A 17817-nucleotide genomic window follows, 5' to 3' on the forward strand; every position below is an offset into this window, starting at 1 on the left:
GCGGCACGGTCCGCACCCCGTACTGGGGACGGTGGGACACCCTCTCCGCAGGCCAGCAGGCGGTCAACCGGTCCCACGCGAAGATCCGAGCCCTCGTCGAACAGGCCGTCGCCACCCTCAAATCCTGGCGACTCCTCCGCAAGCTGCGGTGCTCAACCACCCGCATCACCGCCCTCGTCCAAGCCGTCCTCGCCCTACATCTGGCCAGCTCAGCGTGAGGATGACAAAGGCTCTATGTCAGGAGCGCCAGTCGACTGCGGGTTGTCTAGGTAGACTCCCCCAACATGTATGCGCGGGGTTATGGGGAACGCCTGCGTTCCCCATCTGGTGCCACAAAGGGCGGGGGTTAGGTGACTCCGGACGAACTGCACGTGCTCCTTCGACGGGCCGAGGGCGAGTGCCACGACTACAAGACCAAGCTGCATGACACGTCTACCCTCAAGGGCAAGGCCGATCTCGTCATTGATGTGATCAGTATGGCCAACACGCCAAGGGAAGAGGATGCACACATCGTCTTCGGCGTCAAGGACCAGGGCAACGGGCAGTTCGACCTTCTCGGAGTGGGCAGCGTGCCTGACGACGCCGACTGGCAGCAGTTGCTGGCATCTGCGATTGAGCCGACGCCCCGTTTCAACTTGGAGCCCGTTCAGCTCGGCGGGACGTTGTACGCGGTTCTGACCATCCCGCCTGACCGCCGCGGGCCCTTCCACGTCCGCCGCGAATGGCGCAACAAGCTCAATGAGCACCTGGGCCCGGCAACGCTCGTGCACGGTGTCACGTACTACCGCAGGGGCAGCAGCAACGCCGTGGCAACCGGTGAGACGCTTCGGTGGATCGTGCAGTGGATGAACGGTGGCACCCCTGAGCCCCTGCGCGGTGGCGACGCTCCCCTTGAAGATTCCTGGGAACGCTTCCTCGAACGTGTCCAGCGCTTCAGCGATGCCCGTCGCTTCATTCTCGTCGCCCCGCGCATTGACGCATCCGGCCTTGCGACGCTGCGCGGTCTGGCCGCACCTCCGTGGTCGGCAGTCCTCGACCTCGACCCGCTGAGTGAGCAGGGCGGCCTGATGGGGGAACTCGAAAAGGAGATGTCCCTCGTCAGAAGTCTCTATCGGGTTCTTCCTTCAGGCGAGACGATGGCTCTAGGCGGGCGTAACGCGTCGCAATGGATCTTTGCCAAGGGCCTGGCCACGGGAAGCGAGCCTCCAACACCCCTCACCTTTCGGAAGTGGTCGGCCCGGTACGGCCGAGACCTGAGCCGTCACCTCGCGCAACTGGCCGCGTCGCTGCACCCCGCACCCGTGACCTGTCTGATCCTCGGATACGACACCTCGGAGATCCAGGTCCTGCACTCGCTGCTCAGCGACTTGGCGGGGAGCAGCGGCGAAGCCCTGGACGTCGTGATCGCCACGGACGAGGCTGCAGCGTACGAGCAAGTCGCTGGCCCGTTCGAGGCCGATGTCATTCCCATCACTCTGCAGCAGCTCTGTTCGGGCCTCGCCCGCCTCGAGCCAGAGACGAGCGCCTCCGATGGACCGCAACGTACCCTTCCCAGCGTTTCAGGAGCTCCCGTGGCGCTCGACGCTGCCGACGCTCCCTGGATCGAAGAGGAACTGGAGGTCCTGTACCTGGACCCTCCAAGCGAGGAATCAGACGACGACAGGCGTGGTTTCCTCCAAGGCAGTGAGATCAGCTGGTATGCACTCAGCCGTAGAGCCGACGTAGACAGAAGCAAGACCGCCAGCCTCCATGCCAAGGTCGCCAGGGAACTCGACCGCGGTGGCCGACCGGTGCGGGTGAACCTCTATCACCCATCCGGCGCAGGAGGGACGACGGTAGCTCGCCGCGTGCTCTGGGACCTTCACCACCTCTATCCCTGTGTTGTCCTGCTGGGCAATCCCTCCGCACAGCACGTAGCGAACAAGTGGGCGGAGGACAATGCCGAGCGCATCATGCGACTGGGACATGTGACTCAGCGACGTGTGCTCGTGCTCGCCGAAAGCAGCCGGGTTCCTGAGCGTCTGATGAGCGACCTGTACGACTCGCTCCAGAATCGTCAGGCCAGTGCGGTTGTTCTCCAGGTGCTACGCCGCGTCGCATCCGTGATCGATGACCAACGTGTCGTGCAGCTCCCCGGCTTCTTGCTTGATCAAGAAGCCGATCGGTTCCTGGAGGAATACACCCAGGCCCGCCCCGACCGATCCATCGAACTGGGCAAGGTGCGGCGCAGCGGAAACCAACGTGCGCGGGTCCCCTTCCACTTCGGTCTCGCTGCGTACGGCCGGGATTTCCTCGGGCTGGATCGGTACGTGATGACTCGGCTCGACGGCCTGGAGTCCGCTCACCGCGAGGTGTTGCAGCACATCGCGCTGGCTCATCACTACGGGCAGAAGGGCATGCCGGCCCAGCTCTTCGCGGAAATGCTCCAAGTCCCGGCCACTCGACCGGTCTCACTGGGATCCCTGCTGCCGGACCAGGTATTGGATCTGCTGGTGCAGGAGGAGCCCGGTGTATGGCGTATGGCTCACGCACTGTTCGCGGAAGAGGTGCTCAGCCAGTTGTTGGGCGCCGGGTTGCAGACCAGAAGCAACTGGAGGGCGGGGATCGCCGATGCGGCGATAAGTTTCGCTTGGCTGTGCCACGGTGGCGCCGGTGTGGTGGGAGACACTGAGCTCGACCTCATCGAGCGGATCTTCATCTACCGGGACAGTCGAGAACTTATGGGGACGGAACAGGCCGCTTCCCGGTCGTTCTCGCAGCTGATAGAGGACATCAGCCTGCCTAATTCGGCGGTGCGCTTGCTGGAACAACTGACGCTGCTCTTCCCTTCGGAGTCCCACCTGCATGCTCACCTGGCCCGTTACCAGGCAGTACGCATGCACGATCTCGCACGGGCGAAAAGCAGTATCGACCGGGCGCTGGAGCTCTCCAACAGCGACTCCGTCGTTTACCACATGAAGGGCATGATCCACCGCCAGGAGGTCTACGACCTGATGAGTCGAAAGACCGCTCTCGGCCCAGTGGTTCGATCTGCCGAGGTCGCGAGCGAGGCGTTCAGCACCTGTCGAGAGCTGCGCAGGGACAATGAGCACGGCTACATCAGCGAGGTGCAGATGCTGCTGCGTCTGGCCGAATACGCACGCCAGCAGGGCGATGGCAACAATCGACTGGCGTTCACTTACACCGGCGAGTATCTCGTCGACACCGCCTTGGAGCGGTCCGAGGACCTGCTGGCGCAGGTGGCACAACTGCGGACAGCCGAACAACCGAGCAAATTCGCCGTCAGGTGCCGAGCACAGCTGGATGAGCTGTACGGCAATCACGAGGAGGCTGTGCAGCGTTATCGGAGCCTGCTCGGACGGGCCGATGTTGACAGTCCCTCCGTGCGCCGGAGTCTGGTTTGGGTCTATCTGAAGAAGGCGGCGGGCCTGTGGCATGGCCTCAAGCCCAAGGACATGCGGACCATTGAGGCGCTGCTACGCGAGAACCTCCGGGAGCAGGCCGGCGATGACCGGACCATGCGGCTTTGGATCAGGGCTGCACGCCATGTGCCCAACCCTCCATCAGTCGACGAACTAATCGGACAGTTCTCGACGTGGCACCTGGACAACCCCTCGCTTGAGTCGAGTTACTACCTATACGTGCTCCACGTCCTTAAGTACTTCGAGTCCTCGTCACCCGTTGCCCGCGGTGAGGCCGAACGCTACATGGAGGAGTGCAGGAGGCGCGCTCAATACCGCACCGATCGCACCAGGAGCTTCGAGTGGCTCGGATCAGGCGTGGGCATCAGCGGACTTGTCCATCAGTCACGCCTGGGCGAATGGGACAGCAACCGTGACTTCTTCAAGCATGCGGCTCTGTTGTCCCGTGTCGAGGGCCGAGTAGGCCATTACGTGGGGCCGACAAAGGGCTGGATCGATGTCAATGGCCTGCCGATCTTCTACGTACCGGGTCGTCCCGGCCACCAGCGTCATTCAGCACACCATCGCGTCACCTGTGTTGTTGGTTTCTCCTACGAGGGGCTGAGGGCCTGGGAAGTCCGCGACCTGTGACGCTACCGCGTTCAGAGGATCGGCGCTGCTGGATGCGGCCGAGGGCGTTCATCTTGGGCAGCGGCTCGCCGTCACTGGCGAGGGTGGTGGAGCGGCTCTGTGCTCGCCCTGGTAACTGAATCCGTAGATGACTCGCCACCTGCGCGGATAGCCTGGCAACGCTTGGATGATCGCTTAAATGAAGACGAGGTGGGGCGAGCGTGGCTGCGGGGAACGCAGGGCGAGGGCCGGTCCGGCCGACGGCGTTGGAGCTGCATCAGATTCGTGAGGGTCTTGTGCGCGGGTACCGAGGATTGATCGACGAAAGCGATTTGCAGCGGAACTCCGAGGCGGAGCGTGACCGGGCATTTCTATCGCGTGCTGTAGCCGCGACGGCCATCCGCAGGGTGACTGGCTGGGACGCCAAGGTCTGCGCGGAAGCAGTGATCGACGGCAGCCGGGACAATGGCATCGACGCAGTCGCCGTGACGGACGGCGCGCAGGTCTGGCTCGTTCAGGCGAAGTGGAAGGATTCGGGCACCGCTGGATTCCATACCGATGCGGCGCGTGCGTTCATCGACGGACTGCGCCTTCTGGAACAACGTCAGTTCGATCAGTTCAACAGCAAGCTGCAACCCTTCACGGCCAAGCTCGACTCGGCATTCGCCGACACCCGATTGAAGATCACACTGGTGATTGCGGTCGTCGGAAACGACCCTCTGCACGCGGACACCATCGCCATCCTGGACCGCGCGGCCGAGGATCACTACGGTCTCGGCCCGATGCTGGACCACCGGCTCATGGGCGCGGGTGAACTGCTTCAACAGCTGAAGCATGACCTCGAGCCGGAGCCGGTCGGCATCAAGGTCCGCATGCCGCAATGGATCAAGCGGGATCTGCCGTTTCCCGCCTATCAGGGATCGGTCGCCGCCTCCGATGTCGCGAACTGGTACGAGGAACACGGGGCCAGGCTATTCGAGGACAACATTCGCCAGTCGCTCGGGCTCACACGCATCAACTCCGGTATCCAGACCACTCTGGCTGAGGAGCCAGACAACTTTTGGTACTTCAACAACGGCATCACCATCCTCTGTGACGAGATCGAGCCCACCTGGCCGGGACGGCGGCGCCCCGACGAGCCGGTCGAACTCGGCATCAAGAACGCCAGCGTGGTCAACGGCGCGCAGACCGTGAGTGAGATCCACAAAGCGATGACGCTGACCCCAGACACCGTCGAAACCGCGGATGTGACGGTCAGGGTCTTCTCTCTGGGCAGCGAGCGGCAGCGGTACGCGGCCCGGGTCACGGAGACGACGAACACCCAGAACGACGTTTCCCAGCGCGATTTTGTGGCGCTCGACGACACGCAAGCGGCCATCCGTGAGGACTTCGACCTCTCGCTGCAGAAAATGTATGTGTTCAAGCGCGGAGAGGCGGATCCGGCACCGGAGTCCGGCTGCTCCGTCGTCCACGCGGCAATCGCGCTGGCCTGCGCTCACCGGACGCCCGAACTCACCGTGCGGGCCAAGCGGGACACGGATCTGCTATGGGAACGTGGCCGCAGCGGAGCCTACCCGCGCCTTTTCGGCGAGGCACCCAGCGCATTCCGGATCTGGCGCAGCGTGCTGATCCACCGTGCGGTGGGGGATGCCCTCGACGCCCAGCGTAAGCGTGTGAACGGCCGAGCAGAAGAGGCCACACGTCGCGGAGACCTGCTTATTTCCCATCTGGTGTTCCAACTCGTCGACATCGAGGACATCGACGACCCCGCATTCGACATCTCTCGCGTGTTGGTGTCTGTGCCGGCCTTCACCGAATCCGTTCTCGCCTGGCTGATCCATCACGTCGACGGGACGTACGGCTCTACCTCCTTCCTCACCAGCACGTTCACCAATGAGACCCGCTGCCGGGAGCTTGCCCGACTGGTGCTGCCCGATGTTCGAAGAGGTGGGGACGTACCGGATATGCCGGAGAACTATCAGGTACCTGCTCAGCGAGCACGGAAGAGGCGGCGCCCCAACACGGTGCCGACGTTGGTCAACGCCGGAATCCTGGGCGACAACACTCCGCTGACGTACGTGCCGGGCAACGACCTGGAGAAGCGTGCGCTGCAAGCCTGGCTTGCGGCCGACTCCCGCAGGGCGCAGGCCGCATGGCAGAACGATCGCGGCAAGCCGCTGCTCTGGGCCTACGACCGGCAGGCGTACAGCGCCAACAAGCTGGTCTTGAAGATGTGGGAACTCGCATGTTGGGAGGAGGCGCCGGTCTCGGTCCAAGGGCCGGCGCGCTGGACCGCCGACGGCAAGCGGAATCTGTACGAGCTGGCCACCGAGTGGCTCGACGGCCAGAACGACGACGACTGAACGGGCACGTGGTGAAGGGACCGGTCTTCGTGCGGACCGGACCTTTCCCTGTGTCTATTCGAAGTGCCGAAGCCGCTGGATGAATCCGTCGAGGTCGGCCAGTTCTGGGGCTTGTGGCCCGCGGTAGCGGTGCGTCGCCTCGCGGAGGGCGAGGGCGGCGGCCTGTGCCTGCATGTGCCGTTCCGAGACCGCTTCCAGGCGCATGATCTGCGCGAGTGCATCCAGATGGCGGGCCACGGCGGCCTCGTCCTCCTCGTCAGGCGCGTACTGGACATAGGTCTGGTACGCGCCGACCGCGGCGGTGGTCTCTCCGAGCTCCATGCGGCAGACGGCGATGTAGTAGAGGCAGAGCCGCATATCGTCGTCATCCGGGCCGAACCGCCTGCCGAATCCGCCGGCGGCCCGCTGGAAGAGATCCAGCGCTTCGCTGTGTGCGCCAGCGAGGAACTGGACGTGGGCCAGGGACAGTGTCAACTCGTCCGCCAGAGTGTCGTCCACGACCCTGTCAAGCGCCTCTGCCAGGACGTCGATGGCCTGCGTGAACCGGCCGAGGGCGGCGAGGTCGGATGCGCGATCGGTGATTCTGTCGGCCTCGTCGGGGCCGATCGGCGGCTTGTCCGGTTCCACCGCGGCCGTGGTGTTCACCTCGGTCGGTGTGTACGCGCCTGCCCGCCCGCCTCCGCTCCGCACCGATCCGCCGAACGGCCGGGTGAAGGGCGTACACGGGTCAAGGTCGAGGCCGTCGGCGGTGAGCAGCGGCGGTGTGCCGGGCGAGGCGCCCAGTGCCGCCAGCGGCAGCAGGGCTTCGTAGACCGTTGCCGCGGACATCCGGTGCTCGGATTCCTTGTGAAGCATGCCGAGCAGCAACTGCTCGATCTCTTTGGGTGTGTCGGACCGGAGCGCGCCGACCGCGGGGGGCGGAGTGTGTACGTGGTGCCAGGGGAGGGACTTGCCGCCGGAGTCGGTGAAGGGGGTGGTCCCTGTAAGGAGTTGGTAGATCACGCAGGCGAGGGCGTAGATGTCGGCGGCCGGTCCGACCGCGTTGGCCAGGCTCTGCTCCGGTGACATGTAGGCCGGGGTACCAACGGTCATTCCCGGCTGGGTCAGATGGGGGTTCGAGCCGCTGCCGCGGAGGGCCGCGATACCGAAGTCGAGGACCTTCACGACCCCGCCGGGGGTCAGCATGAGGTTGGCCGGCTTGATGTCGCGGTGGATGACGTCGTGGCGATGGACCTCGTCCAGGGCGGAGGCGATCTGGGCACCAATGGCTGCCGCCCAGGAGACAGGCAGCGGCTCGTAGTCGTAGTCCGTCTCGTCGATGAGAGTCTGGACTTCACGCCCCTTGAGTAGCTGCATCACCACGTACAGCCGCCCGCTCTCCTCATCGAACCCGGTGTCGTAGACGGCGGGGATTGAAGGGTGTTCGTGGAGCGAGGCGGTCGTCCGTACTTCGCGCAGGAAGCGCTGACGACGGACGTCGAGAGTCCTTTGGTAGACGGTGTCCTGCATCGCGTAGCAGTTCGACTGCTCGTCGAGCATCATCTTGACGGCGACGCGCCGGTCGAGGCGCTCGTCGTAGGCGCGCCACACCTCACCCATGCCGCCCCTGCCGATGGGCGAGTGCAGCCGGTACCGGCCCGCGAGCACTCTCGCCGGCTGCCCTGCCTCCTCGGTCGGCGCCATGTCGTCCCCCATGCCGGCCCTCTCCCTCAAGGTGATCGTCGTGATCGTCCGTGCAGGCTACGGTGCGTCAGGACTACGGCGCTGAAATTCGTGGGCCTTCAGCTCGGCCGCGCGTTCGGCGGTTGCCTGGATCTCCGCTGCCCTGCGCGCGGGGCGGCGGATCAGCTGGTACGACTGGGCCGTGGCGACCTGCCGAAACAGGCGGTTCACCTTCTCGTCGTCGAAGTACCGCACCATCAGGGCATCGTTGGACTGTGCCTGCCTTATGACGAACGCATCCATGTCCTTGGCGAGTTCCCGCCCGTACGTCTCCTCGTCCTGGGCGAGAGCCACCTCCTGCATGTCGACGTCCTCGGAGATCACTGCGACGAGCTGGCCGAGGAGGATCTGGTCCGCCGTGGAGAGCTCGGCACCGAGCTCGTCGTTGATGGACTGGATGACCTCGGCGAGCGTCTTCTCCTCGACCTCGACCGACGCGCCGGCCGCCTGGGCGACAAGGCCCGGTAGGACCTGATCACCCACCGGCTCCAACTGCAGTTCGGGGGTCCCGGTCTGCTTGACCAGCATGTGGCTGGGCACCGTTTCGCCGATGTCGGCGGCGGCGGTGCCGTCGGGGCGGGGGAGTCGTCGGAGCAGGAACCGCCCGTACTGGAAGAGTCGCTCCAGTTCCGTGTTCTCGAACCCGATGACGTGGGAGAGCCAGCCGTACGCCTTGACGTACGACTCCAGGGCCCGGCGGAACTCCTGGGCCTTGTTCGGTTCTTGAGCGAGGAGGCTGATGAAACGGTCCACTGCGGGTGCTGTGTAGTGGTAGAGCCGCGCGTGTGCCTTCTTGACCTCATCCTCGGAGGCGCGGCCTTCATCGAGGGCATCGAAGTACGCCTTGACGAGGGCATCCATCTCGGATTCCACAAGCAGCCGGTAGCCCATGACCTCGTCCTGCCGGTCGAAGAGCAGGTTGGGGTCGGCCGGCTCGGTGCGCGTCGTCTCGTAGTAGTCCTGGAAGGCGTCCCGGATCACCTCCCACTTGTTGGCGAAGTCCAAAACGAACAGGTCTTCCTGGGACTTCAGCGGGTGGGTTCGGTTGAGACGCGAGAGGGTCTGTACGGCGGCGACGTTGGCGAGCGGCTTGTCCACGTACATCGTCGTCAGCAGCGGCTGGTCGAAGCCCGTCTGGTACTTCTCGGCGACGACGAGGATCCGGTACTCGGGCTTGGGCACGGACGGCCGGTTCGGGTCATCGGCGCGCACGTAGGCGAAGCGGCCCGGGAGCTCCTTCTCCGGAAAGCCGTTGAGCTTGGACTCGGTGTACTCGACGTCGTTCAAGGTCAGCGCGCCGGAGAACGCGACGAGCGCGGCACAGTCGGTGGCACCCCGCTCGTCCACGTACTTGCGGATCGCCTGGTAGAGCCGGACCGCGTGCTCGCGGCTGGGGGTGACCACCATGGCCTTGGCCCGGCCGCCGAGCCGGCCCGCACTGTGGGAGCGGAAGTGATCGACCATGATCTTCGCCCGCTGATCCATCGACGCCTCGGACAACAGCGCCGCACGCACGAGCTGGGAGCGGGCCTTGCGCGGATCCACCTGGCGTTCGACCTCTTCGACCGCATCGTTGTGCAGCTTGAAGTAGGTGGCGTGGGTGATGAACGTGTCGAGCACGTTGAGGATGAAGCCCTCATCGATGGCCTGGCGCATCGAGTACACGTGGAACGGGCTCGGCCGTCCAGTGTCTGGGGCCTTGGTACCGAAGAGTTCGAGGGTCTTCGCCTTCGGGGTCGCGGTGAAAGCGAAGAACGACATGTTCGGCTGCTGTCCGCGGGCCAGCGCCTCAGCGGTCAACGGGTCACCATCCGCGTCGACGGCCTTGGCCCCCAGGGCTTTCTTCAGCGCGGCCGAGCCGTCGCCGCCCTGCGACGAGTGCGCCTCGTCGATGATCACCGCGTAGCGGAGCCTGCCGAGCCCGCCGACCTTCTTCAGTATGAACGGAAACTTCTGCAGGGTGGTGATGACGATTCGCGCGGTGGAACCGGTGAGCGCATCGGCCAGTTGGTTGGAGTCCTCGTCGACCCGGACCACTACACCCGGGGTGTGGGTGAACTGGTAGATGGTGTCCTGGAGTTGCTTGTCCAGGACTCTCCGGTCGGTGATGACAATCACCTTGTCGAAGACCGGCTGGTTGGGCCCCAGTCCCTTCTCGCGGATGGCCTCACCGAGCAGCGCGGGGTCTTCCGGAGTGTGCAGGGACGACAGCCGGTGGGCGAGCCAGGCGATGGTGTTGGACTTGCCAGATCCCGCCGAGTGCTGGATGAGGTAGTTCTCCCCGGCGCCGACGCGGCCAGCGTGGGCGGTGAGCTGCCGGACGGCGTGCCACTGGTGGTAGCGGGGGAAGATAAGCGGCTGGGTGTGCGCGAGGCCGGGGCGGTACGAGGGGGACTTGCCAGCCTTGGCCTGCTCGTCCTCAACGTGCAGATACCGTTCCAGCAGTTCGAGCCAGTTGTCCCGCGCCCAGACGTGCTCCCAGAGGTAGGACACCGGGTACGTGCTGTCGTCCTCACCCTCGGCGGGGCGCGGCGGGTTGCCCGCGGTGCCGTCGACCCCGGGCCCGCGGGAGCCGGTGTTGAACGGCAGGAACCGGGTCTTCTTCCCGGCCAGCCGGGTGCTGAGGAAGGCTAGGGTCGGGTCGACGGCGAAGTGCACCAGGGTGCGCTTGGCGAAGAAGAGTTCCTTCGGATCCCGGTCGGTGCGGTACTGGTGGAGAGCCTCTTCGACGTTCTGCCTGGTGAAGTGGTTCTTCAGCTCGACCGAGGCCAGGGGGAGCCCGTTGAGAAAGAAGGCCACGTCCACGGACTTGGCCGGTGTCTTCGCCGAATAGTGGAACTGCCGTACGTACGTGAGCCGGTTGGCGTCGTACTCACGCAGGGCGTTGGCGGCGAGGGTGTGCGCCGGCCGGAAGTATGCGAGTTGGAGCTTCACGTTGCGGTCGTTCACCCCGCGCCGGAGCACGTCGAGCACACCGCGCGCATCGATCTGCTGAGCGACGCGCTTGGCGAAACGCTGAGTGGAGGCTTCCTCACCCTCCCCGTACTCGGCCTGAAGGCGGAGCCAGGAGTCGTTCTGCGATGTGCGGAGGAAGGCGGACAACTCGCCGGTGTCGATGCCGAGTTCGTGGTTGTAGGTGTTGGCCAGGCCGGGATCCCAGCCCTGGGCACGGAGTCCCGCCTCTACGGCGTTCTCGAATGCCTTCTCGTCATCGACGCGGATCACGGGAGTCATGGATCAGTCCTCTCCTCGGCCCGATGCAGTGGACACGTCGAACTGGCCCGTCACGGCGGCGGTGATGAGGGCCTGGCGGCGTTCGGCGAGGAGGGTGAGCTGGCGGGTGATTCGGCTGCGCAAAGCGTCCGTCTGCATGCGGCTTCGATCCAACTCGGCTACGACTCTTTTCTGCTCAGGCAGGTCAATATGCGGAATTGGCCACTCCTTCACTTCTTCGAAGCGGATATTCGCCATCGACTGAGATGCGCCGTTTGAGGAGGCAGAGGAAAAGGATCGCACGCGGGTTCCGCGTGCGATCCAAGCGACGTAATGAGCGTCCAGCAAGGGTGAGAGGCCGACTCGGAAAATCTTGTCAGAGAGTAGTAGCTTGCGGCGAACCGCAGGTACAACCGCCGTTGAGCCGACCAACTGGGGTGTGTTGGCGCGCGTGATGAGTACGTCACCCTCACGAACCTCATTGCGTACGTCTGGTACGGCGTCCTCGGGGAGTCGTTTGTTCTGGTCGGGGAAGAATGAACCTGGCCTGAGGCAACTCACCTTCAGAACACCCCACTCGTCATCACTTGCAGGGACCGCGTCACATTGCGGACTTGAACCCTGATCCATCGCAATGATGAAGCGTCGGAACGGCGTGGTGCCCACGCGATCGATCAACTCATCGATGGCGAGATCCACGATTGCTGATTCGCGTTCGTCCAGTCGTTCCAGAACCGTGGTTTGCAGTGCCAAAAGCCGATCGATGCGGGAAGTCTCGGCATCGAGAAAGTCGGCGATGCGGCGCTGTTCGTCGCTTGAGGGCATCCAGACTTGCAGCTCGCCGAGCTCCTCGGCATTGAGATGGGGTTGCGCTGCTCGTGAGCTGACCAGTTTGATTTGATCTTGTGCGGCGATACCCAACAGCGCGTATGCCAAGTATCGAGAATTTATGGCAAGGGGCGTAACTCGGAGGTCATATCCAGGTGCACTACCAGCCCACTTTGCGGTAATTCGGGCCGAGTCTCCCGTGTATGCACCGCTTCGCACCACAAGAATTTCACCCTCTTTGAGCAGCGGAGCTCGATCGAGTGGTAGATCTTCCAAACGGGCTCGCAGGAGACCCGGTTCGGTGATCTTCCCTCGGGTGATATTGGTTGCGCGCAGGATTGGGATTCCGTCGGTGGACAGCTTCGGAGGCTGACCCAGCCCGTACTGGACTAGCGCGACACGTTTAAGCATGACGGTGTCGCTCATTCCGTCACCTCCCCCAAAAGCTCCCAGATCTCTGTCTCAAGCGACTTCAGCTCCGCGTCGATCACTGACAGTGGGCGTGGTGGCTCATACACATAGAAGTGGCGCGTGAACGGGATTTCGTAGCCGATCTTGGAGCGTTCGTTCAGTTTGGTCTTCGGGTTCTTGGTCTCGGCGATCCATGCGTCTTCGACATGCGGCGTGACTTCTTCCGCCAGGTAGTCGTCGATGTCCTGGTCCATCGGGACGTTCTCCGCGTCGCGGAGGTCAGGGTCGTGCTCGATCTGATTCTTCTTCGCGTTCGCGTACTGGACCTCGCCCTTTGGGTCGCGTACGCCAACCGCCTCCCGGAGTGCCTTCTGGACCGGCGCGCTCGACGGCCAGATCAGGCCGGCCGAGGTGACGGCCTTGTGCAAGGCGTCCCAGGCTTCGGCCTTGGTATGCCAGATCTGTCCGGTCAGGGGTTGCAGGGCTGCTACGAACGCGGCCTGCCGCTTGGCCACCTCTGCCGGGTCCATCGTCTTGTCGCCGAGGACTTTCTGGAGCGCCGCCGACGCGGACAGTGCTGTGAGTGTGTCCTCCGTGACCTCGAAGCGGAGCTTCAGCGGGCGGTCGACTGTGATGCGCTGGTAGCCGAATGCCTCATTACGGAGGATCTTGACTTTTGCGTGCTGCGGATGGGACTCGTCCTGCGCGATGTGTTCCGCGTCGCGGTAGATCGCGCAGATGCCAGCGATCTGCTCATCGGCGATCTCCTTACGTTTCTCGCCGAGGGACTTGCGCCGCTTCACCCACTCCCCGCGGGCGTCGATCATGACGACCTTGCCCTTGCGGTGCGCGGGCTTGCGGTTGCTGAGGATCCAGAAGTACGTCGAGATGCCGGTGTTGTAGAAGAGCTGGTCGGAGAGGCCGACGATGGTCTCTAGGTAGTCGTTCTCCAGGATCCAGCGGCGGATCTCCGACTCGCCGGAGCAAGCGCTGCCGGTGAAGAGCGGCGAGCCGTTGAAGACGATGGCGATGCGGGAGCCGCCGATCTCGTCCCCGTTCTCGTCCTTCTTCAAGGGTTGCATCTTGTGGAGCATGTGCTGGAGGAAGAGGAAGGAACCGTCGTTGATGCGAGGGAGGCCCGCCCCGAAGCGGCCGGCGAAGCCGAGGTCTTCATGCTCCTCGCGGACAGCTTTCTCCGACTTCCTCCATTCGACGCCGAACGGCGGGTTGGCCAGCATGTAGCTGAACCGGCGGTCCTCGTGCCAGTCGCGGGTGAAGGTGTTGCCGAACCGGATGTTCTCGGCCTTGTGCCCCTTAAGGAGCATGTCGGAGCGGCAGATCGCGTACGACTCGGCATTGATTTCCTGACCGAACAGGTTGATGCGTGCGCCGGGCTTGATCTTCCTGATGTGTTCCTCGGCCGCGGCGAGCATGCCGCCGGTGCCGCAGGCCGGGTCCAGGATGTCGAGGACCGCCCCGGGCTTGCGGATGCGTGCCTCGTCGGGACCGAGCAGCAGCTCGACCATCAGCTTGACCACTTCGCGCGGGGTGAAGTGTTCACCGGCCGTCTCGTTGGAGGCGTCCGCGAACTTGCGGATCAGCTCTTCGAAGACGTAGCCCATGTCGTGGTTGCTGACCTTCTCGGGGCTGAGGTCGATTGCCGCGAACTCCTGGACCACCAGGTACAGCAGATCGGCGTCTTTGAGGCGCTCGATCTGGATGTGGAAGTCGTAGCGGTCGATGATCTCGGTGACTTCGCTGGAGAAGCCGCGGATGTAATCCTTGAGGTTGGCGTAGACGTTCTTGTCGTCGCTGCCGATGGTCTCGAAGTTCTGCTTCGAGGTGTTGTAGAACGGCAGCCCCGAGATGCCAAGCAGCAGCCCATCCTTCTTCTCGCCGGCGTACGAGGCGTCCCGGTCCCGCACCGCCTGGCGGGTTCCCTTTGCCTCCATCACGCAGTCGAACCGGCGAAGTACCGTGAGCGGCAGGATGACCTTGGCGTACTCCGAGCGTTTGTAGTCGCCCCGCAGCAAGTCGGCCACCGACCAGATGAAGTCGGCAAGTTCCTGGTTGGTGTTGCTCACTCGGCACCTTCTCGTGTCGCTCTATGTGGTGGCATGGCGTGGGGATGCTCCGTTGCGGCCGTCCGGGGCGGCCCCAGGGCTCCGTTGGTCAGTCCGTCGTGGGCCAGGCGCGCGGCTTGGTCGCCCATCCTGGCAATTTCCTTGAGCCTTCGCTCGAACTCGCCCAAGTCGCGGAAGGCCAGTCCGTACCGGCGCTGCTGCGCGATGTCCATCTGGGGCAGCTGGGCGCTGCGGAGTTCTGCCCTGTGAGTGCCGGTGGCCGAGGTATTGCGGCGCGTGTTGCCCGCGCTGCGGAGGAACCCTCGCAGGTAGTCCGTGTCGAGCTGGTCGCTCACGGATGACGCCTCGCCGTCCTCCGTGCGGACCAGGCCCGCCTGGACCAGGTCGCCGACCCCCACCGAGGCGATCTCGTCCAGGGATCCCGCTCCAGGTCCCGGTGGTAGCGCGGGCAGCAACTCGGCCAGTTGTCGTAGCTTTTGTTCGAGTGAGGCGCGGAGGGCCGTGTATTCGGATGGGTAGTCGGGTTGGGCCGCAGTCACGTACGCGGACGGGCTAAGGTCCACCTCTTCGTGGATGAGGTCGATCAACGGTACGTGTGCGATCTGGTCCGGGGTCGGTTCCAGGGGGCCGTCCGGATCGTTCGCCGTGAGGTCGATCATGCGGACAGACCGGACCTCTTCGCCCGGTGTCCCTGGCCGGCGCAGTTCCCACAGGTGGAGCGGCAGGTTGTGACTGGTCGCGAATCCCGACGGCAGGGAGATGACCGAGGAGAGGGCCCCCCTGCGTACCAGCTCCGCTCGGATCCGGCGGCCGCTCCTGCGGTATGCGGCGGACGGGGCGAGAGCGATGAGAGCACGGCCGCCGGGAGCGGTGTGAAAGTAGCAGTGCTGGAGCCAGGCCAGATCGCCCTCCGCGCGCGGGGGTGCACCCAGCTCCCAGCGCGGGTCGAGCAGGAGCTCTTCACGGCCCCAGTCGGTCTGGCCCAACGGCGGTTCACAGACAACGAGCTGGGCCCGGAGGTGGGGGTGCCGGTCGTCCCGGAGTGAGTCTCCGGCTTCGATCCGGACGGTGCGAGAGCCGCCGAGCCGCGCTCTTAGCTCGGCCAGCCTCACTAGTCCAGGGCTGATCTCCTGGCCGGTGTGGACGGCAGACGTCTGCCCGGCAACCGCGAGCAGGAGCGATCCCGTCCCGCAGGCCGGGTCGTAGACGGGTCCCTCGGTCGTCCCCGCGAAGTGGACGAAGGCCCGGATGAGGCGAGGAGACGTAATCGCCTGCACACCGCTGCGGCCTGCCGAGGTGAGGAGCCGGGTGAGCAGGTCCTCGAAGAGTTGCGAGGAAGCGCGTTCGGAGGCCAGTCGGTCCACGGCTTCACGGATCGGGTCCGGGAGGGCCGTGGTGGTCTCGCCCGTCAGATGGGAGCCGGTGTCCACGAGCGCGGCCGTCATGTCGTCGCCGTACGCAGCGCGCAGGGCTTGCCAGAGAGCGACCTCCGCCGAGACTCCTCGGCCCTTGCGCTGTCCCGCCAGCCATGCCTCGACCTCGGCCAAGGAGAAGAGCGGGCTTGCCGCCGTGCCACCGCTGGGGGCCGGGAAGTCGTCGTGTCGACGTCGCCAATTGGCGACTGCGGCTCGCGTGACACCGGCGAGCCGGGCGATCTGGGCTGCGGTGACGACTGGCTCTGCAGCGGATCCTTCGTCCTGCATGGCGGCAACAGTACACGAAAGCACATGCCTCAGAATCCGTGAGCGCGTTTACAGTGCTAACGGGCTAGTGTCACTCTCCTTGTGGCTGCTGTGGTGAGCTCCCGCTACCGGCGTCTTAGCCGCATGCCTCGATCCCGTGCATCGCATATGGAGGGCCTGCCCTGAGCCGAAGAGTCACACGCTCCCTGGGTGATCCGGATGGGCGGGTCCATGCGCACGCAACTATTCGGGGAGTGATCTATGCGCCGCCGGGAACTGCCTGAACGATTCGGACTATCGTCCCTGGTCAACGCAATTCGTGAACGACCCACTGACAGGAACGTTCACGAGGTCGCCTCGAAGCGTTGCGCACATGCCGGTCGAGTCAGCTGACTCGACCGGCATTTCGGCGTTCCAGGACCTTCCCGCTTCGTGATCGGCCCGGCGCGACGCAAAGGCGCTCGACCTCGCGAGGGTGGCGACGACGGTCCGTCCGACCACATGCAGCCCGTCCGCGGGCCCGTCCACCACACGAGCCGACCGTGCTCCGTGGCCGAGGACACGGAGCGCGCCCGGGTCCCCGGGCCGCCGGTGGCACCGGGCTCCGTCGGGCCGCGCACAACTCGGGTGCACCCCGGGCCTGGCCGTGACACCCTGGACGGCGCCGGAGCGGGGGCGGCGCCGCAGTGCGCCGCCGCGTGCCGGCGCAGGCCGACGACCCGACCGGCGACCGCGGCACCCTCCCGGGCCGCGGGCGTGGCGGGACCAGGGAGTGGTGGGACACAGGTGATCGAGATCAACGCCCCGATCCGGACCGAGCGGCTCGTGCTGCGGCCGTTCACCGCGGCGGACGAGGCGGACATGCTGGCGTTCGAGTCGCGGCCCGATGTGGCGCGGTACCTCTTCAACGAGCCCCGCACCCCGGAGGGCAACGCCCGGGAGCTCGCGGTCCGGCAGGAGCAGACGGCGCTGCGCGCGGAGGGGGACACGCTGCTGCTCGCCGTCGACCTGGAGGGCACGGTCATCGGCTACACGCTGCTGACCTGGCTGAGCGAGCAGCACCGACAGGGTGAGTTCGGCTACGTGCTGCACCCCGGCCACGGCGGGCGCGGTCTCGCCACCGAGGCGGCGCGGGAGATGCTGCGCCTGGGGTTCGAGGAGCTCGGACTGCACCGCGTCATCGGCCGCTGCGACCCGCGCAACGAGGCCTCCGCCAGGCTGATGGGCCGACTGGGGATGCGGCAGGAGGCGCACTTCGTCGAGTCGGAGATCTTCAAGGGCGCATGGGGCGGCGAGCTGCACTTCGCGATGCTCGCCCGCGAGTGGGAGGCCGCCGGCCGGCCCAACTGACCGGCCGTCGGCCCCGGGTCTCCGGCTGCGGCGCCGCCCGGCCGCTGCCGCCACGGCTGCCGTGGACGGTCGGATCGCGCGGATGCGACGGCTGATCGGGGCGGTCCCGGGACTGCGGGCGCCGGGTCGGCGG

At 65.3% G+C, this 17817-nt stretch carries 9 protein-coding genes; 4 read left to right on the top strand and 5 right to left on the bottom strand.

The window, feature by feature from the left end; all coding sequences use genetic code 11:
• From HCN52_RS12175 to HCN52_RS12185, 3 genes are all read left to right on the top strand, one after another.
• Positions 1–218, top strand: a 218-nt coding sequence (locus HCN52_RS12175) for a transposase family protein (RefSeq protein ID WP_168088444.1), incomplete at its 5' end; no start/stop codon positions are given.
• A 132-nt stretch (positions 219–350) separates the two neighbouring features.
• Complete coding sequence (locus HCN52_RS12180) at positions 351–4052, top strand: ATP-binding protein (RefSeq protein WP_168088445.1); 3702 nt, start codon at positions 351–353, stop codon at positions 4050–4052.
• 293 nt (positions 4053–4345) lie between these two features.
• Entirely contained in the window at positions 4346–6394 is a 2049-nt protein-coding gene (locus tag HCN52_RS12185) for an AIPR family protein (RefSeq protein WP_245175072.1), read from the top strand.
• Between the two features lie 54 nt (positions 6395–6448).
• Here the strand turns inward: HCN52_RS12185 and HCN52_RS12190 are convergent, their stop codons facing one another.
• From HCN52_RS12190 to HCN52_RS12210, 5 genes are read right to left on the bottom strand one after another with little or no spacing between them, the layout of a single operon-like run.
• Complete coding sequence (locus HCN52_RS12190; protein WP_168088446.1) at positions 6449–8089, bottom strand: serine/threonine-protein kinase; 1641 nt, start codon at positions 8087–8089, stop codon at positions 6449–6451.
• Between the two features lie 45 nt (positions 8090–8134).
• Entirely contained in the window at positions 8135–11350 is a 3216-nt protein-coding gene (locus HCN52_RS12195; protein ID WP_168088447.1) for a type I restriction endonuclease subunit R, read from the bottom strand.
• Positions 11351–11353: 3 nt separating this feature from the next.
• A complete protein-coding gene (locus tag HCN52_RS12200) occupies positions 11354–12583 on the bottom strand; it encodes a restriction endonuclease subunit S (protein WP_168088448.1) in 1230 nt (409 codons plus the stop codon).
• Complete coding sequence (locus HCN52_RS12205) at positions 12580–14652, bottom strand: type I restriction-modification system subunit M (RefSeq protein ID WP_168088449.1); 2073 nt, start codon at positions 14650–14652, stop codon at positions 12580–12582. Before HCN52_RS12205 ends, HCN52_RS12200 begins: the two co-directional genes overlap by 4 nt.
• Entirely contained in the window at positions 14649–16355 is a 1707-nt protein-coding gene (locus HCN52_RS12210; RefSeq protein ID WP_168088450.1) for an N-6 DNA methylase, read from the bottom strand. Before HCN52_RS12210 ends, HCN52_RS12205 begins: the two co-directional genes overlap by 4 nt.
• Before the next feature lie 765 nt (positions 16356–17120).
• Here HCN52_RS12210 and HCN52_RS12215 point away from each other — a divergent pair.
• Entirely contained in the window at positions 17121–17684 is a 564-nt protein-coding gene (locus tag HCN52_RS12215; protein WP_168088451.1) for a GNAT family N-acetyltransferase, read from the top strand.
• Positions 17685–17817 lie beyond the last annotated feature (133 nt).

Source organism: Streptomyces bohaiensis (assembly GCF_012033785.1).
Lineage (GTDB): Bacteria > Actinomycetota > Actinomycetes > Streptomycetales > Streptomycetaceae > Streptomyces > Streptomyces bohaiensis.